Genomic DNA, 25212 nt, shown 5'->3' on the forward strand with positions numbered 1-25212 from the left:
GCACCTTTCCTGCCGAGCGTTGTGCATCCACTGGAAGACAGCCATGACATTCCAGGAGTTCAAATCGCAGTTGGCGATGCTACTGTGCGATCAGCCGCGCGGAACGACCGCAGACCTGACCGGATTCGCCGTGGCATATTGGGACGGGCGCGATGTTGCTGGCCTGTATCTCCGCGACAACGGCAGACTCGACGGGGAGTACGACCTCGACGTGAACGCGTTTGAGCGATGGCACGACACGTTCGTCGCGTGGCTCGTGAATCAGCGTTGCACCGTGCGGGCCGACTTGGTGGAGGATGCTTCATAAGGGTTACATTCGCGGAGACTACCGTGGCAACTTCCGGCCGAAGCGGCCGCTTATGCCTTTCCAGTTGCGACCACTCGAAAATCTCCGCTTCGATGTAATTCGATAGACGCTTTCAACCATCGCTGTCTTGGAAAGCAGACCTTAAAGCAAGTTTTCTGGCGACGGCTCTATTCTTCGCATGGGGGTGAGCCGCTTTCCTTTTATTCTCGCGCCAATACGTTTGGTTCGCCGCGCCTATAAGGAAAACAAGGACTATGTGTGACGTTCAATCGCCGGGCCCTCGTTCGAAAATACCGCCTCACCACGATCGGGACGTGAGGCTCTCGCTTCAACGCTGAACCTGATACGGTGGACATGTGGACAGGCGCTGATCGTCTACCGCGCGGCCGACGGTGAAGTGATACAAGCTTTGCCAGGTGTGATCCTCCACGCCGAGCAGTGCGTGCATTTCATCATCGAAAAAGCAGCCAATCCCTGTGGCGCGCACGCCGGCGGCTTCGGCTTCGAGATAGAGCGTCTGGCCAAGAATGCCGCATTCCCAGAACAGATGGCGATAACGCCATGGCTGCTTCAACGCGATTCCGAATCTCGCGATCATCCCTAGTGCAAAACAGGCATCGGCGCCGATATCCTGGTGGCAGCAGATCAACTTTGCCGTGGCGCGCAAATCGTAAGGCAGCAGAAGATAGAGTGGCAGATCATCGGGGCCGGTCTTTTGCCACAGCCATTCTGGACGTAGAGATCGCTTGAGATCCGGCAGCGCGCCCGGATTTCTCACGAACATATACAGGCCCGGCTCCAGGTCGCCCACGCGGTGCACCATTAGCGCTGCATGCACTGCTGCAGGAGACCTCAGCGCATTGCACGGCGGCGTGTCATGACGTGGCAACAAGCACGCCAGCATGCTGAAAAACGCCGCCCGGGCGATGCACGTCGTACCGTCGAAATTCACCGCGCTGCGACGCTGCCGCGCGATCCGGGCAAAGCTGAGATCAAGGGCGGGCGACGCGGGCGACGAGCCCTCTTCCGGATTTGGCAAGGTCGGTTCGCGAGTACGGACCTTATGCGTGGCGCGATGGATCGAATCGATATCCGGCCACTTCACATGTCCCGGACTCAGCTGATTCGCGCGTCCGTGCCACTGTGCGCTATCCAAGGCGATCAGCATGCGCTCAAGATCAGGCCGCAATTCAGGGTTACCGATCCACAGCAAGGCATCCGGCGCCTCCGCTTCTGCCTTCCCGAAATCTTCTCCGCGGTTCAATCCAAGCAGGTTGGCCACTGCGTCGTCCGCAGCTGCCTCCACCAGCCGCGTCTGCCAGCCAAGCGCTGCCGCTGCGTAACTTAGCGCGGCGATGACATGGCCGCAATCGTGCTGGCAGTAGCGCCAGGCACGCATGCCGTATTTCCACGCCTCGCGCCAGGGGATCGAGCTTATGCCGACCAGGACGCCACTTTGCGGGAGCGCCTCGCTCCATCGTTCGTCATCCACTGCAGCGCGACATTCAAGGGAATGGTCCCGGCTCAGGTAATGATAGACCCCACCGGACAAGCCGGGCAGAGCCGGACACAGAAGATAGCCCTCGGTTGGATGCAGATTTCCGCTCGAAGGGTTGCAGCGCAGTGCCCACCGCTGCGTGCCGTAGGATTTCCACGCCGACAGGCCGAGGGAAAGTTCGAACAGGATTGCCAGACTGGAAAGATCGAATCTGCGCGCGGGTGGCAATGCGCCGCAGCGCAGTTCGTTGTAGCGTGTAGTCAGGCTATCCGCGGCTAACGGCAGACCAATGCGCGGTGCGCCGTGAAATACCCGGAACGGATCCGGTTGGGATGCCCAGTCGAGTTCCCCAGGTCCAGGGGCATAGCCGCTGACGCGATGCTTGCTGCGCTCGTGATATTCAAGCATCGCGTGCTTTAACCGGTCCATGTTCCCCTCAGACCAGGAATATCCGCACATGCGGCTGTACAAAACCGGCCGGCTGGACGTTGGGACGCGGTCGTCATCAAGTCGCGGAATCGAACGTGCTTCGGCAAACTGCCATTGCGTTCGGCGTCCCTGTGCAATGCCCCGGCAATCGGCTTGTCTTCACGAAAGCCGGGGGATGGTTCCAGCGCTTACGTCAACCTTCAGGAGTCTTCGAAGGCATTCGGGACCGCCGACTTCAAGAACTCGTGGCCATCCCAGGCTAGCCGCCAGTCGCTACCCATCGAGCGGACCAGATTTGCGTCGGCCAGCAGGTTCAACTGATACCACACACCCCGGTTCGAAACATCGAACGCATCCTTGAGCGCGCTTTCGATGTCAAATTCGCTGAGGTGCGGGGATTTGTTTTCCTCAAGAGTCTTCAATATTGCGAGTGCCAGATTCATATCGCGTTTCACGGTCTCCTCCTTTCGCAGACAGGACCAGGCATATTCCCGCGCGATCGTCCGGCATCGTGTGCCTGATTGCTTTTTTCGTGCTCGTCGCGAGTGGGCGCAGTGACTGCGACAGACCCCGACTGGTTTCTGCGCCGGCCTTGAAATCGGCTTGGCGCCCGGTACAGATAAGGGTACATCGATAGAACGTGCTTCATTGTCCTCCGAAAGGAGTCTGGGGCGCGGGCATCGAAGTACACGGTGAGCCCCGTCTTCCCGCGGGTTGGGCGGCGCTGCTTGCAAAGCTGAGCGGCGGCGCCGCAATCGATGTGATTCCGGATTCCCAACAGGCTCATGACACGGTCCGAATGCGTTGGCTGAATTTCAACACCAGTCGCGAGCGCCGCCTGGGATTCAACGCTTGGGTCCCCTCATACCCTCGGTCTCCATCGCAGCATTCCGCTCTTCGCAGGCCTCAATGGGCTCCATGGTCTCGTCGATCGAAGCTGTCGCGCGTTCTGTGGCCGCTTTCGTTTCGTCGACGGCGGAACCGAGTCCTCCGTCGTCGTCGCTCGGGGGCTCCAGCATGTCTCGAAGCATGGCCTGCAACTCCGGCGTGTCCCACGGCGCGCCATGCTGCTCTTTCTTCTTTATGTAGTGCCTGACTTCTGCGTCCTGCTCCGGCGTCAGGGGAAGACCGAGAAAGGTGCTTTGGGGGGTAGCGTCGGTCATGGTATTTGCTCCGGAATTTATTCCCATTTTCAGTGTAGCCCTGTTGTGGCCAACGAGCCTCAACTATCGGTCTGCGCATGGACTGGTCGTCCATTCGCATCGGCCCGTCCAGCGCGGACCTTGCTATCGGCACAGCTACGAGCCGGGCGCTTTGCGCAATCGCTGCTGATTGCGGCATCGTGCAAACAGTCCCCGGGCGGGACAATGTCACGCGATCACATGCTTGAACGCAGGGCACTACGTAGAACGGACATACCTCGAGCGTGGCTTTGCGTCTTTTTATGACACGTGCAGGCGGCTTCGACCGCTCATGGCGATGCGCGTCGCGATGCAAATTGCGACGGGTCATGAAGGATGGCAGGAACTATGACAAAACTGTCCTGACAGTTTTCCATCGAGCGCGTGCACAAAAGCTGTACGCTGGTGATTCCCGAGTGCAAGCCGATCAAAACCGGATGAACGCATGGCATTCGGCTTTCATACCGTCAGCCGCAGCTGCGACGCACTCGGCACTGCGTAACGTTCTGGGGGTTATGGCCACGTTGTGAAGGGGACTACGAATATCGGTCGGACAGACGGGAGGGCGGAAGATGCAACTGATCGAACCGGATGAGCGCCAGGCTTTCCTGGCGATCTTGCAGCGCAAGGGACTGGCAGAAGGTGAATTCGAACTGCTGGAAACGGATACGACTGACCCCAAGGGCGACGAGAACGTCGGCCTGCAGGGCTATGTCACCGTAACCAGACTATCAACACAAATTGCGAGGGAATACCTCATCGGATTCGAAACCGGTTGGGTGCAGCATTTCAGACAGGATCTCGAAGCTGGCGTCTTCGATAAGGCGGGATGAGATCCCATTGCGTTGGGCTGCAGGTAAGAGTTGACCGGCCAACCGGTGCGGGTACCAGCCGACTACCGGCGCATCCGGCGATGGGAACACGAGATGGTACTTGAGGCGATGCAGCGCCGGCCGGATCGCCGGCCCGATGTAATGACACTGCGACGCCGCGTGCGATCAAGGTGGCCCGCGCCTGGTTCGACGCCGTCAATGCCACAAGCTGCGGATCCAACTGCTGGGGGCGATAGTTTGCTCAAATCGCTCGGCCGGCGTTTCAAAGTTCAGGGTCTTCCCCAGACGCTCATTTAACCGTCTTGCCGCTGTATTGAGTTCGGCCTCTCAATACACCGGCAGGTCGCTTTCAGCGCGACTGCCAGATACAGCCAGTTCCGCGCCGTGCGTGAAAAGTTCAACTTGCTCCCAACCTTGTACGGTAGCGTGCAGACGTGTATGCCCGGTCGCCACATACTTGCTGCCTGCGCATGAATGGCCACTCAAAGGACGGCGATGCAGCACTATCAATTCGAAGACGAGCTGAGACACCTCGAACAGATCACGTCGCGGCTTGTCCGCGGAAGTCCTCTTGGAATACCTTACTGGCGACGACGCGTTACGGCGCTGTCGATGCATCAGCGTCTGATTCCTGATGGAGCGTCGCGGGTGACGCGACTGCTCGAGTTGTTCGACCAGATTGAGCGCGGAGCAACGAGAGATTGAGCCGCCAAATTGCGTTTTTCAGCACGGTCCATTTCGCATTGGCTCCGTATTGATGCGGCTGATGTTGCGCCGGACCGACGCAGTCACCGCGGTTGAACCTTTTTTCAGGACTTGCGCACTGAGCCGACATTCACGTCCAGGCGCTTTGCCCAATTGCGAGACTTGGCGAGGGTTCGCCGCCCGGTGCGAATGTATCAGTCCATCCGCGTCGCTGCAGATTGCAAAGGCCGCATCATTCTCTTCCGCCACCGTTGATCCCGCTTCCACTTCTCCAGACCTGCTTGCCCCGTTCGGAGAGTTCGCCGCAACTATGTGTTGCGTCGGTCTCGGTTCCTTCTATCGCCATCTCGCCGCCGGCCTGTTCCTGTGCCTTCTGTTTCTGCCTGTGGCGCGCCGCGACGGCTTCGTCATGCGATCTGCCTGCGTAATTCAGGGTCATTTTGCCTACTCTTCACGTAACCGCCTTTCTTCCTGGACGCGCCATCTGGCGCGCGTCATTGCCGGGGCGACAGTTCCAATTGCTTGCGTAGCCTGTCCAATATATGGTGTTCATCGAGCCAGCGGATGTCGCGCTTTCGCAGAGCGTTGCGCCTATACCGACGCAGCGCCGCGCCGACCATGAGCGCCAGCCCGACTGCGATGCCCCACATTGAGTGCGTCATATCATCCTTACTGGTTGTTCCCGGCTTACGGCACGCAATGACGTGGTCGACGAACCGCACTTTCACACCCCGGCGCTTGCAGGAAGCGCCCCGCGCCCGCGAGGCATGCTCCTGAACTGAAGGGCGGGAGGATGATTAGCCCTGCTTCTTCAGTTCATCAATAAGCGCCAGTGTGACGAATGCAGAGCGCGTCATGCGGCGCTCTTTTGAACTTGCATCGACTTGCTGAAGAAGGCTCTCAAGCAGACTCACCTGAATGCCCACGGCTTTCGAGGTAACACGCGCCAGATCGATGTCGACAAATACCCAGATCCCGTTGCCATCGTCAATTTGGAGCGCCTGCAATTCCGTTGTATTGCAGGTAGGGGCGGGGATTAGTTGCTCGCTGCGGTCATACAGTGCTTCCACGGTCGCCTGGGCATGGTGCGTCAGTTCGTTAAACGAATCGCCACTCGCGTCGGCGGTGGGGAAATCGGGGAAGCTGGCGCGAAAGCCCGTATTTCCATTCCGGTGGACATACAGCGGATATTGCATGACCTGCTCCTTGGAGTGGAGCGCCGACAAACGCTCGCTGTGCAACGCCACGCCAAGGTGTTGGGTGTACAACCGACAACTGACTGAGTCCGCACGCATGCTTCATTAGACGCTTCGCGTACGAATACGCAATGACTTTCTTGTGTCATTGCAACGCCATATCGAGGAAAAGTCGAAACCACTTACTTATAGAGGGAATCGCTCAGACGAGGTGGCGTGTTCTGACTCGATCTCCGCTCGCTCGGGCCCCACGGAGCGCGTAAGGCGCTTACAGTGACGGACGAAGCTGCTGGAGTTTGTGTTTGCTCAACCGGGCAGGAATGCCGTCGATAGTGGCCTGGCGGCGGTCTCGGCAACGAGGTAAGCGCTAGCGACGGAGTTTTTGATGAAGCCCGGGGGCCGAATCCAGCCTGGAACAGACGATCCCGCTCCTGAACGGCTGCGCGGACAGTGCACACACCTACGACTCGTCAGACGCTCGCTAGCGAGGTGGCCCAGAGAGCGACGGTCGCAATCATTGCAACACGGTGGTTCTAGCGATTCAGCGTGCGCCGGTTTTCTTTTCCCCCGTGATACGCACTCTCACCAGGCTAGGCGTACACTGAATCACAAGGTGCCAGGACGGCGCCTATATCACGCTTTCAGCCGCATCCTCCCCGATCCGAGATCCGCTGCTTACCGCGTTGAGCGGGCATTTCCATTATAGAAATCCGTACGAGGAGCAATGTCGTGCTAATCAGAGACGTAATGAGCGAGCCGGTCTGCGTGCAGGCGCAGGAAACTCTCGATGCTGCAGCCCGCAGGCTGAAGAAAGAAAATATAGGCGCTTTGCCGGTATGCCAGCACGACCGCGTTATCGGAATGATCACGGACCGCGATATCACGATGCGCGGTGTCGCCGATGGACGCAATGTCGGTGAGATGACAGTACGCGAAGCGATGTCGGCCGAGATCCTGTTTTGCTTCGACGACGATACGACTGAAGAAGCCGCGAGGATCATGCTGGAGAGCCACGTGCAGCGTCTGGCCGTTCTCGATCGTGTCGATAAACATCTCACCGGTATCGTGTCGATGACCAGGTTAAGCGGTGGCGCCTCCGAGCGCCGACCTTACGAGGTGATCTTTTACAAGACGTTTTTTGATCACCAGGGGCATTCGCATCACAGCGAGTTGATGCGTATTGCAGTGGCCCAAGGCACAAAGGAACAGGCAATTGCGACGGCCACTCGTCAGTTTGAAGAAATGAAAGAGGTCAAATCGTGGCAACAGCTCGCGAACGGATACGACGTCATCAGCGTTCATGTTGATGCACAAGGTGCAACAGTCGAAGAACGCGAGCCGACTTCGGAGAGAGAAGCCCGAATCTTGCGAAGGGCCCGGGAAATCTGGGAGCGCGAAGGTACACCGGAAGGGCGTGACGAGGAGATCTGGGCACTCGCCGCCGGCGAGATCGACCGCGAGGACCACCTTGTGGAATGAGGGGGCGTGCGACAGAGACCGACTGACACTCATACTCTTTTGGTGATGGATTTCCTGAGACGCTGAGCAGCCAATAATCTTTCGGGCCGGTACGCCACCGTACCGACTTCCCGCCGCCACACGCGCACCGTCGTCGTAAGCCTGCAGTGTTTGCCAATCGCAGCGACCGAAACAGTTTCCCGTGAGCGGGCGTTCTGACCGACTTGTCCCCCATCCCCGAAATGTCCCCGGAGCGGCAGTCGCGAGATTCATCCGGTCTCGTGGATTGCTTAGCCATGCCCGGCGCAGCGGGGCTCGCGGTCAACCCCGCTGCGCAACAATATTGAAGTTACCTGGCGATCCTATGTGCGGTCAAATCCGCACGCGGTCGCACGTTGCGCCGAAGCACTGCAACGATTAGCCGAAGCACATCCATCGAGCACGCGTGAAAGCGTGCGAGGGACACGAAATGTCAACTATCGATTCAATTCTGGAGGAGCCGCAGGCATTCCTCCCACACGCCAGCGTGGCGGCTTACGCGGCCATCTCCGGCATGGATGCCTATCGCGCGCTAGTCGCCGAGGCAGAGCGCGATTACCCAGCATTTTGGGCTCGTCTCGCGCGCGAGACACTGCAATGGAAAACGCCGTTTTCTTCGGTTCTCGACGAGTCGCGTGCGCCGTTCTATGAATGGTTCAGAGACGGCACGCTGAATGCGTCGTACAACTGCCTTGACCGCCATGTCGAAGCAGGCAACGGTGATCATATTGCCGTCATCTTCGAAGCCGACGACGGCGCCGTCACGCAGGTGACCTATCGTGCGTTGCTCGAACGCGTGAGCCGCTTTGCCAACGCGCTGCGAAGCCGCGGCGTTAAAAAGGGTGATCGCGTGGTGATCTATATGCCGATGTCGATCGAAGGCATTGTGGCCATGCAGGCCTGCGCCCGCATCGGCGCGACCCATTCAGTCGTATTCGGCGGGTTCTCGTCGAAGTCGCTCAATGAGCGGATCGCCAATGTGGGTGCCGTTGTGCTGGTCACCTGTGATGAACAGATGCGCGGTGGCAAGGCGTTGCCGCTGAAGAACATTGCGGACGAAGCCCTTGCAATGGGCGGCTGCGAAGCAGTGAAGAGCGTGATTGTCTATCGGCGTACAGGCGGCAAGGTCGCGTGGCACAAGGGGCGCGACCTGTGGATGCACGAACTCACGCAAGCCGAGGCGGACACTTGCGAGCCGGAATGGGTCAGCGCGGAACATCCGCTCTTCATCCTCTATACATCCGGATCGACCGGCGTGCCGAAGGGCGTGCAGCACAGCACGGGCGGCTTCCTGATGTGGGCCGCGCAAACCATGAAATGGACTTTCGACGCCAAGCGCAGCGATGTGTTCTGGTGTACCGCGGACATCGGCTGGATTACCGGTCATAGCTATATCGCGTATGGTCCGATGGCGATCGGCGCGACCCAGGTGGTGTTCGAAGGCGTGCCGACCTATCCGAACGCCGGCCGCTTCTGGCAGATGATCGCGAAACACCGCGTGACGGTGTTCTACACTGCGCCAACCGCGATCCGCTCGCTGATCAAGCTGGCCGAATCCGATCCGAAGGTGCATCCGGACCGTTTCGACCTGACGACGCTGCGTCTGCTTGGGACGGTCGGCGAACCGATCAACCCGGCTGCGTGGACGTGGTTCTACGAGCACGTCGGCCATAGCCATTGCCCTGTCATCGACACCTGGTGGCAAACCGAAACGGGTGGCCACATGATCGCGCCGATGCCGGGCGCCACGCCGCTCGTGCCGGGCTCGTGCACGCTGCCGCTGCCGGGCATCATGGCCGCGGTGGTCGATGAGACGGGCCGCGACGTGCCGAACGGGCAGGGTGGCATTCTCGTCATCAAACGTCCGTGGCCATCAATGCTGCGCAACGTATGGGGCGATCCGGACCGTTACACGAAGAGTTACTTCCCTGAGGAACTCGGCGGCAAGCTCTATCTCGCGGGTGACGGTGCGGTGCGTGACGAGGACACCGGCTACTTCACGATTACCGGACGTATCGACGATGTGCTGAACGTATCGGGCCACCGGCTCGGCACGATGGAGATCGAGTCTGCGCTCGTCGCCAATCCGCTGGTTGCGGAGGCCGCTGTCGTCGGTCGCGCTGACGATACCACCGGCGAGGTTGTCGTCGCGTTCGTGGTGCTGAAGGGCGAACGGCCAACCGGTGACCACGCGATTGCAATCGCGAACGAACTGCGCGCGTGGGTGGGCAAGGAGATCGGGCCGATTGCGAAGCCCAAGGAAATCCGTTTCGGCGAGAATTTGCCGAAAACCCGTTCCGGCAAGATCATGCGCCGCTTGCTGCGCTCGCTGGCGGCCGGCGAAGAGATCACACAGGACGTATCCACGCTCGAAAATCCGGCAATTCTCGATCAGCTCGGGTGATCTTTCGCGAAGCTCGCGGGGGTCCCGGGACCGCTTTTCATCTTCAGGAGCAGGCCATGGCCAGCGCACCGATCCGAACTACACTTGCGAACCCTGCGCCACTGGGTCTCGCTGGTTTTGCCTTGACGACGTGGCTGCTGAGCATGATCAACGCTGGCTGGTTTTCGGGCGAGTCGATGGGTCTCGTGCTCGCCTGTGCGCTCGCTTACGGCGGGACTGCGCAGGCCATTGCCGGCATCATGGAGCTGCCGCGCGGCAATACGTTCGGCGCGACGGCCTTTCTGAGCTATGGGGCTTTCTGGTGGTCGTTCGCACTCTTCGTGCTGTTTCTGCACGACAAAGTGCCAGCCGCGTTCGTCGGCTGGTATCTGTTCCTCTGGGGGGCGTTCACGTTCTATATGTGGCTGGCCACGTTTCGCTCGCCGCGCGCATTGCAGGCGATCTTTCTGGCGTTGTGGATCACTTTCGGTTTGCTGGCCGGTGGCGAGTGGACCGGTTCGGTCATCTTGCGCATGGCGGGCGGCTACTTGGGACTTGTTACGGCAGCTCTCGCGTTCTACTTGTCCGCGGCCGATGTGATCAATGAGGTGCATGGCCGGGTCGTCCTGCCTGTTGGCGAACCACGGGTATTCAGCCGATACGCCGTTGCGCTCTGATAGTTTTGTTGAACGATGCGGGGACCTGTTGGCCCGGTTAGATGGCAGTGGCTGGACGGTCACCGCGTGTTCACGGGAAAGACGCGTTGAAGCCGGTTGCCGGATCAGTATGAGCGTCGTTTGCAAGCTTCCGCGCGCCACTGGCGCGGGAGTAGTCTCCCGGCGGTACCGGTTCGCCACGATGCGTGGACTTTGCTACTTGTGGGGCATTTCGTACATCAGAGCGGCAATGTCGGCATGTCGCCGTCTTGTCGCTTCCGTGACCGCGGATTGCGCTTGCCGGCTGGGCACCAGCAACACTGGAAGGCTCGCGCTGCGCACGACCCGTTCGGCGACGCTGCCCAGGAAAAGACGCTTGAAACCCCTTCGCCCATGCGTACCAAGCACTAACAGGTCTGCATTGAATTCGTTAGCCGAAGTGCGGATCCGTTCAGAGATGTCTTCGCCCACCGGCGCGACGTCGACGATCCGCGGCACGCCGGCCACGTTCTCGTGTCTCATCCTCGCCAGTGCATCCGCCATCAGGCGCTTGCCTTCTTCAACGCAGGCGTCGCGCAGGATCGTTGGATCGTAGCCGTACGCGTCGTATGCCATCAGAGGGTTGGCGACGACATAGAGCGGCTGCAACTGCGCTTCATTATCGCGTGCGAGTTGCAGCGCGCTGTCGAACGCATGTTCGGCCGTCTCGCTGCCGTCGATCGCTACAAGAATGCGTTTATACATGTCGGCCTCCAGGAACTTGTTCCGACGGCCATAGCCGTCGCGGCATTGGATGGCGTGCGCTCAGAGTGCCGTGGCCTGAACCTTGCCGTCGACGATGTCCTTGCCGAACTGCATCGCAAGGTCGATCGCATCGTTGAAAGTGGCGGGGCTCACGGCGTCGAAGACCGTCGAATAGCGTCGTGCGTCCGCCTCGCTGAAGGGAATCGTGTCGATCCGCACTACCGAACAAAAGCGCCGCGCTCCCTTCGCGTACGGATCGCCGAAAAGCGGGAATTGCTGGTGAGCATAGGCACGTAACTCGTGTCCGTTGTATGTCGCGGTGGGGATGGTCATGATGACGGGCTCCTTGACGAATGGTTTGATTCGCTGGGCTCGCGTCGGATATCGACGGCGTAACGGCCGATCGGAAACAGCACAGTGAATGGCACCACCTTGCGCTCAATAGCAATGTATTGCAATGAACAGATCACGTGGGATACGGCGGTGCGGTACGGCACTGTACCGACTTCGATCGGTCCGGCGCGCAATGTGGTTTCGGAAGCTCTCCCGTCTCTCCAACATCACCAATCCATTCGCTCAGGAGTTCGTTCACGAAGCCGCCACGGTCATTTCAAGTCAGTAAACTCACGCCATGACCTTTCTCAATTCCCCGATCTCCGGTTCTTAGCTTTGGAAGTAGCGGATTCCGGATGCATCGTCCGATCGCCGTGCGGTATTCAAGGAAGTCGGCGAGGCGTACGGCGTGCTCAAGGATACGGAAAAGCGTGCGGCCTACGACCGGATGGGCGACCAGTGGCGTAATGGTCAGGAGTTCGAGCCGCCGCCCCGGTGGGATGAAGGTTTCGAATTTAGCGGCGCGGACGATCACGGCGCCGAGGATGCACGCTTCAGCGAATTCTTCGAGGCACTTTTTCGCGGAGAACGTGCCGGTAGTGATAGAGCGTCGACAAGACGTGCGCGGCACGCTGCTGGCGCCGGCCGTGACAATGCGACGGCGCAAGAGATGGAGGACGCTTATGGCGGTGTCCCGAACTCGGCTCCAGGCCAGGACCACCACGCCAAAGTGGCGATCGATCTGAGGGATACCTATCGCGGGGCACAGCGCACGATCTCCCTGGAAACGCCGGTACTCGATGCAAGCGGCCGTGTCCTGTTGAAGTCACGGACGCTCGACGTCTCCATCCCGAAGGGCGTGCAAGGTGGGCAGCATTTGCGGCTTGCCGACCAGGGCGGCGCGGGTTTCGGAGAAGGGCGTGCTGGCGACTTGTACCCGGAAATCGCGTTCCGCCCGCAGGAACTTTCCCGCGTCGTCGGACGCGACGTGACGATCGACGTGCCGATCGCGCCCTGGGAAGCGGCACTAGGTGCGCGCATCACCGTGCCGACGCCCGACGGCACAGTCGAAATCGCCGTACCCAAAGGTTCGAGCGGAGGCCAGCGCTTGCGCCTGAAAGGCAAGGGCATCCCAGCGAGCGGTCCGGCCGGTACAGCGGGCGACCTCTATGCGCGATTGAACATCGCTCTGCCATCGGCCGACAGCGAGCAGGCACGCGCCGCTTACGACGCACTGCGACAGGCATGCGACTTCAATCCGCGCGCGCAATTTTCAGGTGATCCATCATGAACGAATCGCGCACGGCGTGGCTCGAATGCCTGATCGTCGAGGAACAAGTGGAGTTAACGCTGCTCGAATTGTGCCGGGTGTCCGGCGCCTCTGAAATTCAGATCTTTGAATGGATCGCGCAAGGCGCGATTGAGCCGAAAGTCGTCAGCGAGAATGATGGCCCGCGCTTCGACGGCGTCTCATTGCGACGCGCCCGCAAGGCGTGCCGTCTCGCGCAGGATCTCGAGATCAACGCCGCGGGCATCGCGCTCGCGCTTGATCTGCTTGATGAGATCGAAGCCTTGCGAGCGCAATATCCGCAGCGATAGGGCGAATCCCTCACGCAAACCAGGTGACGCCCATCACCGCGACCGTTGCCGCCATCACGCCGGTTGCAACCCAGCCGAGGATGCGTAGTGTTGGCGGCAGTGTGAAACCGGACATGATGCGGGCGCGCATCGAGAGATGCATCATGACGATCATCACGGGCACTGCAACGACGCCATTGAGCACAGCGCTCCAATAGAGTGCCTTGACCGGATCGATCGACGTGAAGTTCAGGCCAGCGCCGATTGCCGTTGCGGCAGCAATCACGCCATAGAACGCCTTCGCTTGCGAGGGCAGGCGCACAAGGCCCACTCGCCACGCGAACAATTCGCCCACCGCATAGGCACCCGAGCCGGCCAGCACAGGCAGCGTCAACAGGCCGGTTCCGATGATGCCGGCGGCGAACACAAAGAACGTGAACGGACCTGCTATGGCGCGCAGCGCTTCCGCGGCCTGCGCCGAAGTCTGAATATCGGTGAGCCCGCGCGCATGCAGGGTCGTCGCGGTCGTCACGACGATGAAGAACGCGATCACGTTCGAGAGTGCCATGCCGAGGTAGGTGTCGATGCGGATTCGCGCGAACTCCGCGGGCGCTTCCCACGGCGCGTGAGTCAACGGATGCGCGCCGGGTCGCTCCTTTTCGTCTTCGACTTCCTGCCCGGCTTGCCAGAAAAACAGGTAAGGGCTGATTGTCGTACCCATGACAGCGACGATTGCGACGAGGTAGTCTGGTTTGAGGGAAAGCGCCGGCAAGAGAACGGCCCGGCCGACCTGATCCCACGGCACTTTGACGACAAAGGCGCAGATCACGTAGCTGAACAGCGACAGGCACAGCCATTTGAGAATCGACACGTAGCGTGCATAGCGGGTGAATACTTCCAATACCACGGACAGCAGCCCGAAACCGCACACGTAGAGTAGCGCGGGACCTGCGATCAGCAGCTTGAGCGCTGCGCCCATTGCGCCGAGGTCCGCCCCCAGGTTGATGATGTTCGCGACGAGCAGCATCCCGACTACGCTGGTCGACAACCAGCGCGGATAGTGCTCTCGCAGATTGCCCGCGATGCCGCTGCCGGTCACTCGCCCGATGCGCGCGCTGATCTCCTGAATTGCGGCCATCAGCGGGTAGCTGAACAGGAGCGTCCACGCAAGGCCGTAGCCGAATTGCGCGCCGACCTGGGAGTAAGTTGCGATGCCGCTGGGATCGTCGTCCGATGCACCGGTGATGAGGCCGGGGCCCATCACCTGCAGCAGCTTTGGACGAGCCGGCTGCTTGACCGGATCGTGAGTGAGCGTGTCCATGAGCGGGGCGTTCCCTGTGGCTGGCGCGGCCGGATCGACCGGTCAGATGGTTTCGGGCGTGGCGGCCTCGGTGGGCGTGACGCCTTCGTGCGAGTCGAGTCGCGCCGGCTGGTGGGTTGCGAGAACGGCTTTTGCGCGCGCCATTTCATCCGGCGTGCCGTGGGCCATCACGATGAATCCATCGGCCTGGATGGCGGCCTCGTAATGGATCACGCTTTCCTTCGGCAGCCCCACTTTGACGAACGTGGCGCTATCAGCTTGCGCACGGCTGCATCGGCTTGATGGTGGTCATTGAAGACTGCGATTACGACATCATAGGAAGTCATGCGAGTGGTCCATGAAAAAAGGAGACGTATGCAGGCTATTGCGCCGTGCTCGGCGAGCCTTGCACGCGCGGCCCAGTGTGCTATTTCAGATTGTTGAGCTCAGCGCGCGCAAGCGTCTCAACCGATTCCCACGCGACATCCTCGCGTTCGAAGACGGTGTCGAGTTTGACCACTTCATTGCCCTTTGACAGGCCCTTCGGGACGACACACACGCTCGCCACCCAACCGTCGGCGATATGATCCTTGACGGTCATGTGAGCGTCGTGTGTCCTGCTTGAGATGATTCTGTCCGTCATGTTGCCGCCCGTCTGGTTGAACGACAACCACAAGGGTCGTCGTCTGTGCTGAATGAAACTCGCGGCTCGTCAAGCACCGTCAGCGCCGCCATATCCCCCGACCTTATGCGGTTTTCGACCGATGCGGGACCGCCCGGATCAGGCGAGCACTGCGTTCTGCGCGGCGCCTCACTCCAATGCAGCGCGGTCGCCGGCATCGGCATCCGACCAATAGCCGTGCTTGTCGTAAAACCGGTGCAGCATGACTTCGTAATCCCGGTCGACCGGTATCGAGTCGTCATAAGCGGGGCTATTCTTAATGATGTCGCGTGTTAGTGCGGTGGATACGGTGGAATCGAGCCAGTCGACAACGTCGATCCAGTGAATCGCGATCAACACGGCTTTGCCACCTGGCCACCAGTTGTGCGTCTCCACGACCAGGTAGCGAATCGCCCAGTCGGTGTCGTCGTAAATGAAGTCGGAGACGTAGCCGATGCTGCCGTCCGCTGCTTTGAGGTGGTATCCCTTGACCTCGTTTGTACTGCGCAGATGAACGTCCGCTTGCGGTTGGTCCGTATGCAAGGGTGGTCGCGGCGGTGTATCGCGCGGCGTGTCCAGCGGCTCTGGCGGATCGTAGGCTGGGTAGGCGCCCATGCCCCACAGGTTCGGACCGCCCCAATATGTCGGATAGCTGTAGTAGCGCAGATACTCGATCTCGTGCTGCCGCGATACCGGCTTGTGGGTGTCGAGAAGCGGACTGTCGCGCACTTGCTGCCGGGAAAGGTTCACTTGCACGACGCTCGATCCCGGGTCGGTGTGTTTCACCGAATACGGCGAAACCAGAACTTGCCGGTCGTTTAGCCAATTGCCTGTTTCGACCACCAGGTAACGCACCCCCCGGGATTCGTCGTCGAAATAGGCCTGGTTGACCGAGCCGATGTCACCGTCCACTGCATGCACGGTGCTGCCGTGCAGGTCGCTTATGCTTCGCAACATGGTTTCTCCGCAGTATGAGAAAAGGGGCCGCGCATTACGCCGCGCCCCTGGGTATGGTTTTCAAAGCGACGCGAGCCGCGTGACTTTGGTGCCTTGGAGCGACGCGCCGGCCATCAGGCCATGATTGGTTAGCACGAAAGCGTTGACCTCACCGGTAGTGGTGCTCGTGTCGAGATCGCCGTGCCGTAGTAGCCGAACGTGTGTCCGCGCGACGCGCAAGGAACCTTCGATATTGACCGCCGACCACGAGACCGACGTCGAACACAGCCGGGAACACCAGGACAGGACCCGGTTCGCCTTGTCGACCAGGTCACGTGGGCCGCTCGCGATCTCATAGAGGCGTGCGAGCATCGAGTCGACCCCTGCATCGATGGTGCGGCGCTTGTCCATTTGTTCAGTGCGGCTCGCATCGGAAGAAGAGGCGGTGGTGCAGCCTGAGAGCGCTGCACCCAGTGCGAGAAGCGATCCGGGTGTGCTCCAGTTGAAGGTTCGTCTAAGCATGAGTTTCTCCCCGCCGGTCGACGATAGATGCCACGCTACGCGCAAGCGCGGGAGATTGCGGTACGTCAACGTACAGACCTCTGTCTATGTTCAAACGCACGATCCGCGTGAATCGTCGGGCGACTTTCCCGCGGTCGTGCGGGCACGGCGCAGCAGTCGCTCGCCGTGATCATCAGACGTGACCCACCCACCGGGTTTTCGCATGTCCCGGTCGTTCTTACTGACCTGAACGCCACCATACCGATCTACCGAACTGCATTTGCGATGCTGTTGGTTGAGCCGGCCCTCCATCATGCGAGGCGGGCGTTGGCGAACCACTTGTTGCTGGTGCTTTTTCAAGAACTCCTGCGGTTCCTGAATACCAGACCGATACCCGCGTCCCGGCGCTCTTCGTTGCCGAAACGCCCAGAATGGGGATGGAAACGTCAGTACATCTGGCGTCCGCCGGCCGCGCTTTTTATGGCAGCGTATAAGTGGAAAGAACGATTGCCGTCCAGCCCGGCGGTTACTTTTCAAAGGTGACCGAGGCGATGATCCCGAAATTCGTGCAATCCGTTTCCCCCTGATGTGCGGTAGCGCGATGTCATGCCAAAAAGCGGGCCGGATCCGTGATTTCGACGTGGCTTATAATTCATTACGTATTGGCCAGACTTTCAGCCGCGCGAAGATTGCCGCATGGAGTCGCGCTGCGGCGCAGCCGGTAAAGGTGTTGGAGCGTCCCTCCTTCTATCCATATTTACCCGTCAGGAAATCGTCGGCGAAAGCGGCGCGGTTCCGGGCGAGCTGCGGAGAGTGCGAAATGGTTCAAGATCTGCCCCAAAACGAAAATCATCTGCTGGCAGTGTTGCCCGACCTGGAGTGGGAGCGTCTCGCGCCACACCTGTTAGCCGTGGATATGCCGCTCGGCAATGTCGTCTATGAATCCGGCGACCGCCTCAATTACGTTTATTTCCCGACCACCTGCATTGTGTCGCTGCTGTATGTGATGGAGGACGGTGCGTCCGCCGAGATCGCGATCGTCGGCAACGAAGGGCTCATCGGCATCGCGCTTTTCATGGGGGGCGAGACCACGCCCAGTCGGGCGGTCGTGCAAAGCGCGGGCAAGGCGTATCGCCTGGACGCTCAAATCCTGAAAGAGGAGTTTCATCGTGCCGGTCCAGTCCAGCGCCTTTTGCTCCGCTACACGCAGGCGCTGATTACCCAGATGGCGCAGACTGCCGTGTGTAACCGACACCATTCGATCGATCAGCAGTTGTGCAGGTGGCTCCTGCTCAGTATCGACCGTCTTTCTTCAAACGAACTGAAGATGACGCAGGAACTGATCGCCAATATGCTGGGCGTTCGTCGATCCGGCGTAACCGAGGCCGCGCTGAAATTGCAGGATGCGGGTTTGATTCGCTACAGTCATGGCCACATCGAGGTGCTGGACAGGCCGGCACTCGAAGCACGTGTTTGCGAATGTTACGGCGTAGTGAAGCGCGAATTCGATCGGCTGTTACCCGCTTTGAAAGCGCTATAGTTGGGATGTAGGCTCGTCTTGTGGTCGCTGCCACTTTGCGCCTCTTCGTGAACTCGCTGAAAACGGCTACTCCGGCGTGCGTGCTGATGTTCACGGCCATGCATGGTCGCGTAATCATGAGGCCAACATCGGGAAGCCTTTCACCGAACTCACCGCCGAAGACTACGCTGCGGTGATGAATGTGAATGTGGCGGGTTTCTCACATCACGCAGCTCGCCATTGCCGAAATGGAAAGGCATTCGAGCGGCCACGTGGTTGGCGTGACCTCCAGCACCGCTGACGCGGCGATCAGCGGCGTCTATTCGGTACTGGCAGCCCTGACGAAGGGGGGCTGAACGCCGCCACGAAGTCGCTTGCGATTGAGTACGCCAAAAAAGGGATTCGCGTGAATGCCGTCGCGCCGGGGATCATCAAGACGCCTATGCACGCGCCGGCAACCCATGAAGCGCTGGCCGCCTTCCATCCGCTCGGACGCATGGGCGAGATGAGCGATATCGCCGACGCGATTCTGTTCCTTGATTCCGCACCGTTCATCACGGGAGAAATCCTGCACGTCGATGGCGGCTAGAGCGCCGGTCGCTAAAACCCTCGCGCACCGCCAACCGGTGCCCGGGTACCGTCCGGTGAAATAGGCGAAAACTCGTGAAAGGTTTCAATGAGAATTCAAAGCCAGCGTAGAATTCAACGTGTAATTTCGACAAGGTAAGACGGTTGTCTGCGCGAACCCCTACCAGTCCCGGCATGATCCCGGCCGTCGGCAGATTGGAGAGCGAGACGCTCGTTCTGTCGTGCACCGATCGCGCCGGGTGCTCAAGGAAACCTGACCATGGCAAAGCTCGTCGCCCTATACAAGACGCCGTCAAACCCGGACGCATTCGACGCGTATTACTTCTCGAATCATGTGCCTCTTGCCAAGACGATATCCGGCCTTCAGCGCTATGAAGTGAGTGCCGGGCCAGTAGCGACCCCGCAAGGCGCCTCCCCGTACTACCTTGCAGCGATCCTGAGCTTTGATTCGATGGATTCCATGCAACAGGCACTCAATTCACCCGAAGGCCGAGCGATCGCGAGCGATCTTGCCAATTTCGCACAGGCCGGTGTCGAGCTTCTCGTATTTGATACCAAAGACGTTTAAACACTGGACAGTGTCTCCCAAGCCGACTTGGGACGATCCGCGCAGCAGCCTGCACGATTGCGAGATCAACGCAAACTGCTGAATAGCTGAGCCACCAGCTGGCGCAGCCAGCGATTCCCCGCTTCGTGGTGATAGCGGGCATGCCAGTGCTGCCGTACCGCAAATCCCTCCACGGGTATCGGACACGGATGCACCGCCAGGTCATTCACCTTCGCCAGCGTCTCGCCGGTATGCCGCGGCAGGGTGGCGATCAGGTCGGTCGTCTGGATGATCGCTCCCAGCCCGAGAAAGCCCGGCAGCTCGAGCACCACGTCCCGCTCGACCTGCTGGCGCACGAGCGCCTGCTCCAGCAGCTGCGCGCCGGTCCCCGCCGCGATGACGACATGACCTTCGGCGCGGTACTGCTTCAACCCGAGCTTTGCGCGCACTCGCGGGTGGTGCTTATTCATCAGACACACCCAGTCCTGCGTGTACAACTGCTGCTGGTAAATACCGCCGCCGAGCCAGGGCACATGACCGATCGCAAGGTCCGCCTCACCTGATTCCAGGGCCCGTTCGGTATTGCCGTCGATCCTCGCCGCCTCCAGACGGATGCCCGGCGCCTGCGCGCGCACGTGCGCCAGCATGCGCGGAAGCAGCGTGATGTGGCTGGCGTCGGTCATGCAGATACGGAACCGCCGCTTCGCCGTGGCTGGATCAAACGCGATCTCCCAGGCAGTGAAGCGCCGCAGCGATTCGAGAATCTCCCGGCACGGTCCGATCAGCGCATCGGCTTGCGGCGTCGGCGCCATGCCGCCCGGTGTACGTATGAACAGCGGATCCTGCAGATGCTCCCGCAAACGCCCCAGCCAGATGCTGATCGTGGGCTGACTCTGTCCGAGCTGCTCGGCCACGCGCGTGACGCTGCGCACATCGTAGAGAAGGTCGAAAAGCTGCAGCAGCTTCAGATCGGGGAGTTCTGCCGGGTTCATAGCGATATTGTCTGGCGCAATGATGTCATTGTATCCATTGCATTGCCGACATGAGCGCCGAATCGTATCTTCATCTCCAGATCAAGGAGACGTCAGTGAAGATTGCGATTCTAGGTGCGGGAGCTCTGGGTTGCGCCGTTGGTGCGGCGCTGACCGAAGGCGGCAACGAAGTCTGGTTGCTGAACCGTTCGGCGGCACATGTGGAGTCCATGCGGCGCGATGGTCTGCGCGTCGACGATGCGGACGGCTCGCGTCGCGTGAAAGTCCGCGCGGCGACGCGGGCCGCCGAGGCCGGCGCCGTCGATCTGGTTGTCGTGCTGGTCAAGTCTTTTCATACCGATGCGGCAATGCGCGACGCGCTGGATCTGATCGGGCCCGATACGCTGGTCCTGTCGTTGCAGAACGGCCTTGGGCACGAAGACCTGCTCGCGGACATCGTGGGTCGCGAGCGCGTGCTGGCCGGCAAGACCTATGTGGGCGGCGTGATGCGCAATCCGGGGCACATCGAGTCCGGCGTCGCTGGCAAGGCGACCTACATCGGGGAACTCGACGGCCGGGTCACGTCCCGCGTGACGGCGATCGCTGAAACCTTCAACGCCGCCGGCCTCGCCACCACGGTCAGCGACAACATCGTCGGCACGATGTGGGACAAGCTGCTGGTCAATGTCGCGACCGGCGCGCTGACCGGTACCACCGGCCTGACCTACGGCCAACTCTATGACGAACCGCTTCTGAAGACGACCGCGCTCGCAGCGGTCGCCGAAGCGATCGCGGTCGCCCAGGCCGCCGGCGTGAGCCTTTCCACCACCGATCCCGAACGCCCGTGGACCCTCGCCGGCGAAGGACTATCCGCCACCTTCAAGACCTCGATGCTGCAAAGCCTCGAAAAAGGCTCCATCACCGAAATCGACTTTATCAACGGCGCGGTCGTGCGCCGGGGACAACGGCACGGCGTGCCGACGCCCGTCAACGCGACGCTGGTGGCGTGCATCAAGGGCATCGAGCGCGCCATGACCGACCGGCAACATAGCGACATCTTGCATGGGACAAGGGAGACAACCGCATGAACGGCAGCAAGGCTTATCTGGAGCATGTCGCCATCTGGGTGAAGGACATCCACTGGCACATCCGCTTTTTCGAAGACGTTCTCGGCATGACGATGCGCGAGGTCGACGGCACCGTCGAAGAACCGCGTCAGTACTGGACGCTGGGCGGTCTGCAGTTCATCCATGACCCGCGGCATGACGCGCCGGAAGGCCGTCTCGGCCACCTGGGCGTGATGTGCGAAGACATGGAGGCCGCGCTCGCCGCTGCGCAAAAGTATGGGGTAAGCGAAATGCCGCAAGGACGCAACTGGTTGCGCCTGCCGGACGGCCTCGCCGTCGAACTGATTCAGGCCAGGCCCGCCGCATGCGTCGCGCAGGCGCTGGCGATCAACCCACGCTCGGAGGGGTGAGATGACGTTCGTCGAAAAATACTGGGACGATGCCCGCGAAGGCGATGCGTGCGTGAGCCCGACTTACACCGTCACCAAAGAACGCATTCTGGCCTACGCCGACCTCACCGGCGATCACACGCCGGTGCATGTGGACGAGGACTACGCGAACGCGAGCCACTTCGGTTCGATCGTCGCGCATGGTCTGTTTGGCTTGTCGATCGCCGATGGGCTTAAGACCCAAAGCGACTACCGCTTCCTCCCGGGCATGTCGCTCGGCTGGTCGTGGGACTTCAACCTGCCGATCAAGGTCAACGACGTGTTGCACGTGAAATTCCGCGTGGGTTCGATGCGGGCAAGCAAGAGCCGTCCCGACTGGGGGATCGTCGTGCTGCCGTCCGAACTGGTCAATCAGGACGGTAAGGTCGTCCAGCACGGCGAGCATCGACTGATGGTGCCGCGCCGAACGGGAGCATTCTGATGCAGGCACGTCCTCTCGAAGGGATTCGCGTCGTCGACTACAGCCATTTTCTGGCCGGTCCGTATGTCGGGCGCTGCCTCGCGGCGCTCGGAGCCGAAGTCATCAAGGTCGAGCGGCCCGGCAGCGGCGATGCCGGGCGTCAGCATGCCACGGTGCTCGATGACGAGCAGAGCGGCTATTTCCTGCAGCTCAACATGGGCAAGCGCGGCGTCAGCGTCAATATGCGCGATGCGCGTGGGAAGGCGTTCATGCAGCGGTTGTGCGATTCGGCGGATGTGTTCGTCGAGAACTACCGGCCGGGTGCGCTGAACAAACTCGGGCTCGGTTATGACGAACTGTCCGCGCGAAATCCGAAACTGGTCTACTGCTCGATCTCGGCATATGGCCATACGGGCCCCGATGCGCACCGCGCCGGTTTCGGTCTGATTGCCGAAGCGAAGAGCGGCATCATGCAGATGATCGGCAATCCCGGCGAGCCGCCGCCGCTGATGCGCATTTCGCTCGGCGACATGTACACCGGCATTCACGCAGTGGCGGCGATCAACGCCGCGCTGCTCGGCCGCGTGAAGAGCGGCCGAGGCCAGCATATCGACATGGCGCTGTACGACACATTGGTGTCGATGCACGAATACGCGGTGCAGTGCTACACCATGCAAGGCATCGTGCCGGAGCAGACCGGTCACGACATGCCCACCTCGACGCTCTACGGCGTGTTTCGTGCCGCCGACGGCGACCTCGTGATCGCGGCGCAGGTAGACGGCGCGTGGAAGCGCTTCGCCGCACTGATCGAGGCTCATGGAGGGCCGGCTGGTTTCGGAACCGACGCACGCTTTCACACCCTTGCGGGACGCAATACGAACCGGTTGGACATTCTGTCCGTCGTGCAGCCCTGGGTCGCCGGCCGACCGGTCGCACAGGTGCTGGATCTGCTCGACGGTATCGACGTGCCTTGCGCGAAGGTGCAGCGGATCGACGAAGTACTCGCCGATCCGCAGATCGTCGCGCGAGGCATGGTGGTCGAGCAGGAGCATCCGCGCTACGGCAAGTTGCGCCTGCCGAACCTGCCGTTCCGTTTCTCCGACTGCGACACGACGATCCGCGAGGTCGCGCCCGATCTCGGTCAGCACAATGCGGAAGTGGCGCAATCGCTGGGCTTCGGCGCTGCCGAGATCGACGCGATGCAGACCGACGGTGTGCTGTATTCAAAGGTGAGGCCATGATGACTGACCAGTACGCGGTGATCGGCAATCCGATCGGACACACGAAATCTCCATTGATCCACGGTCTCTTTGCGCAGGAGACGCAGCAGGACATGTCCTATACGGCGATCGAAGGTCCGATGGAGCCGCCGGACGCGTTCGCCGGGACCGTGCGCGCGTTCATCGCGGCGGGCGGCAAAGGCATGAACGTGACCGCGCCCTTCAAGCTGAAGGCGTTCGCGATGGCCGACGAACGCAGCGAGCGCGCGGCGCTGGCGGGTGCCGCCAATGCGCTGAGCTTCAGAGACGGCAGGATCGTCGCCGAGAATTTCGACGGCGTCGGTTTGGTACGCGACATCGAGGTCAACCTGAAACTGCCGATGGCCGGCAAGCGCGTGCTCGTCCTCGGCGCCGGCGGGGCGGTGCGGGGTGCTTTGCTGCCGTTCCTTGCCGCGCGACCCGCTGAACTGATCGTCGCCAACAGGGACATTGCGAAGGCTCGGGCGCTGGTCGAACAAGTCGCCACGAGCGGTCCGCTGGCCGCCTGCGGGTACGGCGATCTCGAGGCGATGGGGCGGTTCGACCTGGTCGTCAACGCGACGTCGGCCAGCCTGACCGGCGATCTGCCGCCAGTTCCACCGAGCGTCTTCAGTCCCGCAGGCGCGGCTTACGAACTCGCCTACGGCAAGAGACTGACGCCCTTCCTGCGGCTGGCCCGCAATGCGGGTGTGCAAGGCGTCGCGGACGGCGTCGGCATGCTGGTGGAGCAGGCAGCAGAAGCGTTCGCCTGGTGGCGGGGCGTGCGGCCCGAGACGCATGCCGTGATCGACCGGCTCACGGTGCCGCTGGATTGAAAGTCCAGTGGAGTCCTGAGTGAAAAGATCCTGATGGCGCCGAGACTCTGGAGCCGGGCATCGATTTCGGCCAGCGTGATCGTTCCGTACTGCACCGGATCGCGTTTGCAAACATAGCGTGGTTGATACCGTGAAGCGTCGATGGGCAAATCTGCGGTTTTGGGATTGAGAGCTATCTGCGACACGGGTCCGATGGTGGATGTCCTGCGCTTGCCTGCGACGCGGCGGTTCCGGCGCAGTTTTCTTTCAAACGAGCGCTCAATGATCGTCTACGGATTACCAATCTGAAGGTGACCATCACCTCAAGTCGAGGATGATCGCAGCGCCGGCGATTTAGCGTCGCTACCGGGCTGCGTCGGCTGAGTGCGGGCGCGAAAAACGCGACTTCTCGTGTCGAGCGCCGTGCGTTGCGCCGTGGCGCGTCGCCTATGCAATTGGAATTCCATCACGCTCACTTTGTCGACGTGCGCTTGGTGAATAGGTGACCTTATTGGTTCGGAGGTGGCGTGGAACAGGCCATTCGAGAATCTGTGACGCAAGCCACAGGCCCTAAGCCAGCGGGGGACGAGAACTTCTTCGTCGGCGCGCCGACGGTGTCATTGCCCAAGGGGGGCGGGGCTATCCACGGCATCGGCGAAAAGTTCTCCGCCAATCCCACCACCGGCACGGGCGCCATGACGGTGCCCATCGCGACCTCTCCCGGGCGCGGCGGTTTCGGACCGCAACTCTCCCTGTCCTACGACTCGGGCGCCGGCAACGGACCCTTCGGAATCGGCTGGCATCTGTCGCTGCCCAATATCACGCGCAAGACCGACAAGGGCCTGGCTGGTTGCCACTGAAGTCGCCGGTGGATGGAGCA

At 60.9% G+C, this 25212-nt stretch carries 27 protein-coding genes and 3 pseudogenes; 16 read left to right on the forward strand and 14 right to left on the reverse strand.

Annotated features, from left to right (window positions below):
• The coding region (locus tag PQR02_RS32560) for a hypothetical protein (protein WP_408241404.1) at positions 1–307 on the forward strand (307 nt) is incomplete at its 5' end.
• A 328-nt stretch (positions 308–635) separates the two neighbouring features.
• Here the strand turns inward: PQR02_RS32560 and PQR02_RS32565 are convergent.
• From PQR02_RS32565 to PQR02_RS32575, 3 genes are all read right to left on the reverse strand, one after another.
• Positions 636–2234, reverse strand: a complete 1599-nt coding sequence (locus tag PQR02_RS32565) for a SagB/ThcOx family dehydrogenase (protein ID WP_408241407.1) — start codon at positions 2232–2234, stop codon at positions 636–638.
• Between the two features lie 200 nt (positions 2235–2434).
• On the reverse strand, positions 2435–2689 hold the full coding sequence (locus PQR02_RS32570; RefSeq protein WP_408241410.1) for a hypothetical protein: 255 nt from the start codon (positions 2687–2689) through the stop codon (positions 2435–2437).
• Positions 2690–3079: 390 nt separating this feature from the next.
• Positions 3080–3397: a hypothetical protein gene (locus PQR02_RS32575; protein ID WP_408241413.1), complete on the reverse strand. Its 318-nt coding sequence runs from the start codon at positions 3395–3397 to the stop codon at positions 3080–3082.
• Positions 3398–3987: 590 nt separating this feature from the next.
• Between PQR02_RS32575 and PQR02_RS32580 the strand changes: the two genes are divergently transcribed.
• A complete protein-coding gene (locus tag PQR02_RS32580) occupies positions 3988–4248 on the forward strand; it encodes a transcriptional regulator (protein ID WP_408241416.1) in 261 nt (86 codons plus the stop codon).
• Between the two features lie 937 nt (positions 4249–5185).
• Here the strand turns inward: PQR02_RS32580 and PQR02_RS32585 are convergent.
• Together PQR02_RS32585 and PQR02_RS32590 are read right to left on the reverse strand one after the other, a co-directional pair.
• Entirely contained in the window at positions 5186–5392 is a 207-nt protein-coding gene (locus PQR02_RS32585) for a hypothetical protein (RefSeq protein ID WP_408241419.1), read from the reverse strand.
• 358 nt (positions 5393–5750) lie between these two features.
• Positions 5751–6149, reverse strand: a complete 399-nt coding sequence (locus PQR02_RS32590) for a type II toxin-antitoxin system HicB family antitoxin (protein ID WP_408241422.1) — start codon at positions 6147–6149, stop codon at positions 5751–5753.
• 747 nt (positions 6150–6896) lie between these two features.
• On the opposite strand from PQR02_RS32590, the gene PQR02_RS32595 reads away from it, so the two are divergent.
• The 3 genes from PQR02_RS32595 (at position 6897) to PQR02_RS32605 (ending at position 10706) form a co-directional block, all read left to right on the forward strand.
• Positions 6897–7628 (forward strand): CBS domain-containing protein, encoded by a 732-nt coding sequence (locus tag PQR02_RS32595; RefSeq protein ID WP_408241425.1) that lies wholly within the window; start codon positions 6897–6899, stop codon positions 7626–7628.
• A gap of 448 nt (positions 7629–8076) precedes the next feature.
• A complete protein-coding gene (gene acs, locus PQR02_RS32600) occupies positions 8077–10050 on the forward strand; it encodes an acetate--CoA ligase (protein WP_408241428.1) in 1974 nt (657 codons plus the stop codon).
• A 56-nt stretch (positions 10051–10106) separates the two neighbouring features.
• A complete protein-coding gene (locus tag PQR02_RS32605) occupies positions 10107–10706 on the forward strand; it encodes an acetate uptake transporter (protein WP_408241431.1) in 600 nt (199 codons plus the stop codon).
• A 195-nt stretch (positions 10707–10901) separates the two neighbouring features.
• On the opposite strand, the gene PQR02_RS32610 is transcribed toward PQR02_RS32605, so the two are convergent.
• Both PQR02_RS32610 and PQR02_RS32615 read right to left on the reverse strand, forming a co-directional pair.
• Positions 10902–11429: a universal stress protein gene (locus tag PQR02_RS32610; protein ID WP_408241434.1), complete on the reverse strand. Its 528-nt coding sequence runs from the start codon at positions 11427–11429 to the stop codon at positions 10902–10904.
• Positions 11430–11489: 60 nt separating this feature from the next.
• Positions 11490–11762 carry a hypothetical protein gene (locus PQR02_RS32615; protein WP_408241437.1) on the reverse strand — a complete coding sequence of 91 codons (273 nt, stop codon included), beginning with the start codon at positions 11760–11762 and terminating at the stop codon, positions 11490–11492.
• Positions 11763–12210: 448 nt separating this feature from the next.
• On the opposite strand from PQR02_RS32615, the gene PQR02_RS32620 reads away from it, so the two are divergent.
• Positions 12211–13053 carry a DnaJ C-terminal domain-containing protein gene (locus PQR02_RS32620; protein WP_408241440.1) on the forward strand — a complete coding sequence of 281 codons (843 nt, stop codon included), beginning with the start codon at positions 12211–12213 and terminating at the stop codon, positions 13051–13053.
• Positions 13050–13361 carry a chaperone modulator CbpM gene (locus tag PQR02_RS32625; protein ID WP_408241443.1) on the forward strand — a complete coding sequence of 104 codons (312 nt, stop codon included), beginning with the start codon at positions 13050–13052 and terminating at the stop codon, positions 13359–13361. The genes PQR02_RS32620 and PQR02_RS32625 overlap by 4 nt, the downstream gene beginning before the upstream one ends.
• 10 nt (positions 13362–13371) lie before the next feature.
• Here PQR02_RS32625 and PQR02_RS32630 read toward each other — a convergent pair whose 3' ends face one another.
• The 5 genes and pseudogenes from PQR02_RS32630 to PQR02_RS32650 form a co-directional block, all read right to left on the reverse strand.
• Positions 13372–14661, reverse strand: coding sequence for an NRAMP family divalent metal transporter (locus tag PQR02_RS32630; protein WP_408241446.1), 1290 nt, complete (start codon positions 14659–14661; stop codon positions 13372–13374).
• 42 nt (positions 14662–14703) lie between these two features.
• The gene (locus tag PQR02_RS32635) at positions 14704–14895 is read right to left on the reverse strand and encodes a hypothetical protein (protein WP_408241449.1); all 192 of its coding nucleotides are present in this window, start codon (positions 14893–14895) and stop codon (positions 14704–14706) included.
• 172 nt (positions 14896–15067) lie between these two features.
• Positions 15068–15241, reverse strand: coding sequence for a hypothetical protein (locus PQR02_RS32640; protein ID WP_408241452.1), 174 nt, complete (start codon positions 15239–15241; stop codon positions 15068–15070).
• A 210-nt stretch (positions 15242–15451) separates the two neighbouring features.
• Positions 15452–16258 (reverse strand): PRC-barrel domain-containing protein, encoded by an 807-nt coding sequence (locus tag PQR02_RS32645; RefSeq protein WP_408241455.1) that lies wholly within the window; start codon positions 16256–16258, stop codon positions 15452–15454.
• 60 nt (positions 16259–16318) lie between these two features.
• Positions 16319–16759 (reverse strand): annotated as a pseudogene (locus PQR02_RS32650) (lipid-binding SYLF domain-containing protein).
• A gap of 799 nt (positions 16760–17558) precedes the next feature.
• On the opposite strand from PQR02_RS32650, the gene PQR02_RS32655 reads away from it, so the two are divergent.
• The 3 genes and pseudogenes from PQR02_RS32655 to PQR02_RS32665 all read left to right on the forward strand — a co-directional run bounded on the left by PQR02_RS32655 (position 17559) and on the right by PQR02_RS32665 (position 19413).
• Positions 17559–18278 carry a Crp/Fnr family transcriptional regulator gene (locus PQR02_RS32655; protein ID WP_408241488.1) on the forward strand — a complete coding sequence of 240 codons (720 nt, stop codon included), beginning with the start codon at positions 17559–17561 and terminating at the stop codon, positions 18276–18278.
• A 127-nt stretch (positions 18279–18405) separates the two neighbouring features.
• Positions 18406–18846 (forward strand): annotated as a pseudogene (locus tag PQR02_RS32660) (SDR family NAD(P)-dependent oxidoreductase); the annotation flags it as partial.
• 258 nt (positions 18847–19104) lie between these two features.
• On the forward strand, positions 19105–19413 hold the full coding sequence (locus tag PQR02_RS32665) for an EthD family reductase (RefSeq protein ID WP_408241458.1): 309 nt from the start codon (positions 19105–19107) through the stop codon (positions 19411–19413).
• 65 nt (positions 19414–19478) lie between these two features.
• Here PQR02_RS32665 and PQR02_RS32670 read toward each other — a convergent pair whose 3' ends face one another.
• Entirely contained in the window at positions 19479–20384 is a 906-nt protein-coding gene (locus PQR02_RS32670; protein WP_408241461.1) for a LysR family transcriptional regulator, read from the reverse strand.
• Between the two features lie 95 nt (positions 20385–20479).
• Here PQR02_RS32670 and PQR02_RS32675 point away from each other — a divergent pair, with 95 nt between their 5' ends.
• Genes PQR02_RS32675 through aroE form a run of 5 tightly spaced genes read left to right on the forward strand, consistent with a single transcriptional unit; the run spans position 20480 to position 24353 of the window.
• Positions 20480–21451 carry a ketopantoate reductase family protein gene (locus PQR02_RS32675; protein ID WP_408241464.1) on the forward strand — a complete coding sequence of 324 codons (972 nt, stop codon included), beginning with the start codon at positions 20480–20482 and terminating at the stop codon, positions 21449–21451.
• Positions 21448–21840 (forward strand): VOC family protein, encoded by a 393-nt coding sequence (locus PQR02_RS32680; protein WP_408241467.1) that lies wholly within the window; start codon positions 21448–21450, stop codon positions 21838–21840. Before PQR02_RS32675 ends, PQR02_RS32680 begins: the two co-directional genes overlap by 4 nt.
• Before the next feature lies 1 nt (position 21841).
• Complete coding sequence (locus tag PQR02_RS32685; protein WP_408241470.1) at positions 21842–22300, forward strand: MaoC family dehydratase; 459 nt, start codon at positions 21842–21844, stop codon at positions 22298–22300.
• Positions 22300–23520: a CaiB/BaiF CoA transferase family protein gene (locus PQR02_RS32690; protein ID WP_408241473.1), complete on the forward strand. Its 1221-nt coding sequence runs from the start codon at positions 22300–22302 to the stop codon at positions 23518–23520. Before PQR02_RS32685 ends, PQR02_RS32690 begins: the two co-directional genes overlap by 1 nt.
• On the forward strand, positions 23520–24353 hold the full coding sequence (aroE, locus tag PQR02_RS32695) for a shikimate dehydrogenase (RefSeq protein WP_408241491.1): 834 nt from the start codon (positions 23520–23522) through the stop codon (positions 24351–24353). The genes PQR02_RS32690 and aroE overlap by 1 nt, the downstream gene beginning before the upstream one ends.
• A gap of 38 nt (positions 24354–24391) precedes the next feature.
• On the opposite strand, the pseudogene PQR02_RS32700 reads toward aroE, so the two are convergent.
• A pseudogene (locus PQR02_RS32700) lies at positions 24392–24468 on the reverse strand (type II 3-dehydroquinate dehydratase); the annotation flags it as partial.
• 391 nt (positions 24469–24859) lie between these two features.
• Between PQR02_RS32700 and PQR02_RS32705 the strand changes: the two are divergent.
• On the forward strand, positions 24860–25192 hold the full coding sequence (locus tag PQR02_RS32705; protein ID WP_408241476.1) for a SpvB/TcaC N-terminal domain-containing protein: 333 nt from the start codon (positions 24860–24862) through the stop codon (positions 25190–25192).
• Positions 25193–25212: the final 20 nt, after the last annotated feature.

Origin of the sequence: Paraburkholderia sediminicola (assembly GCF_046026895.1) — a bacterium.
Lineage (GTDB): Bacteria > Pseudomonadota > Gammaproteobacteria > Burkholderiales > Burkholderiaceae > Paraburkholderia > Paraburkholderia sediminicola_C.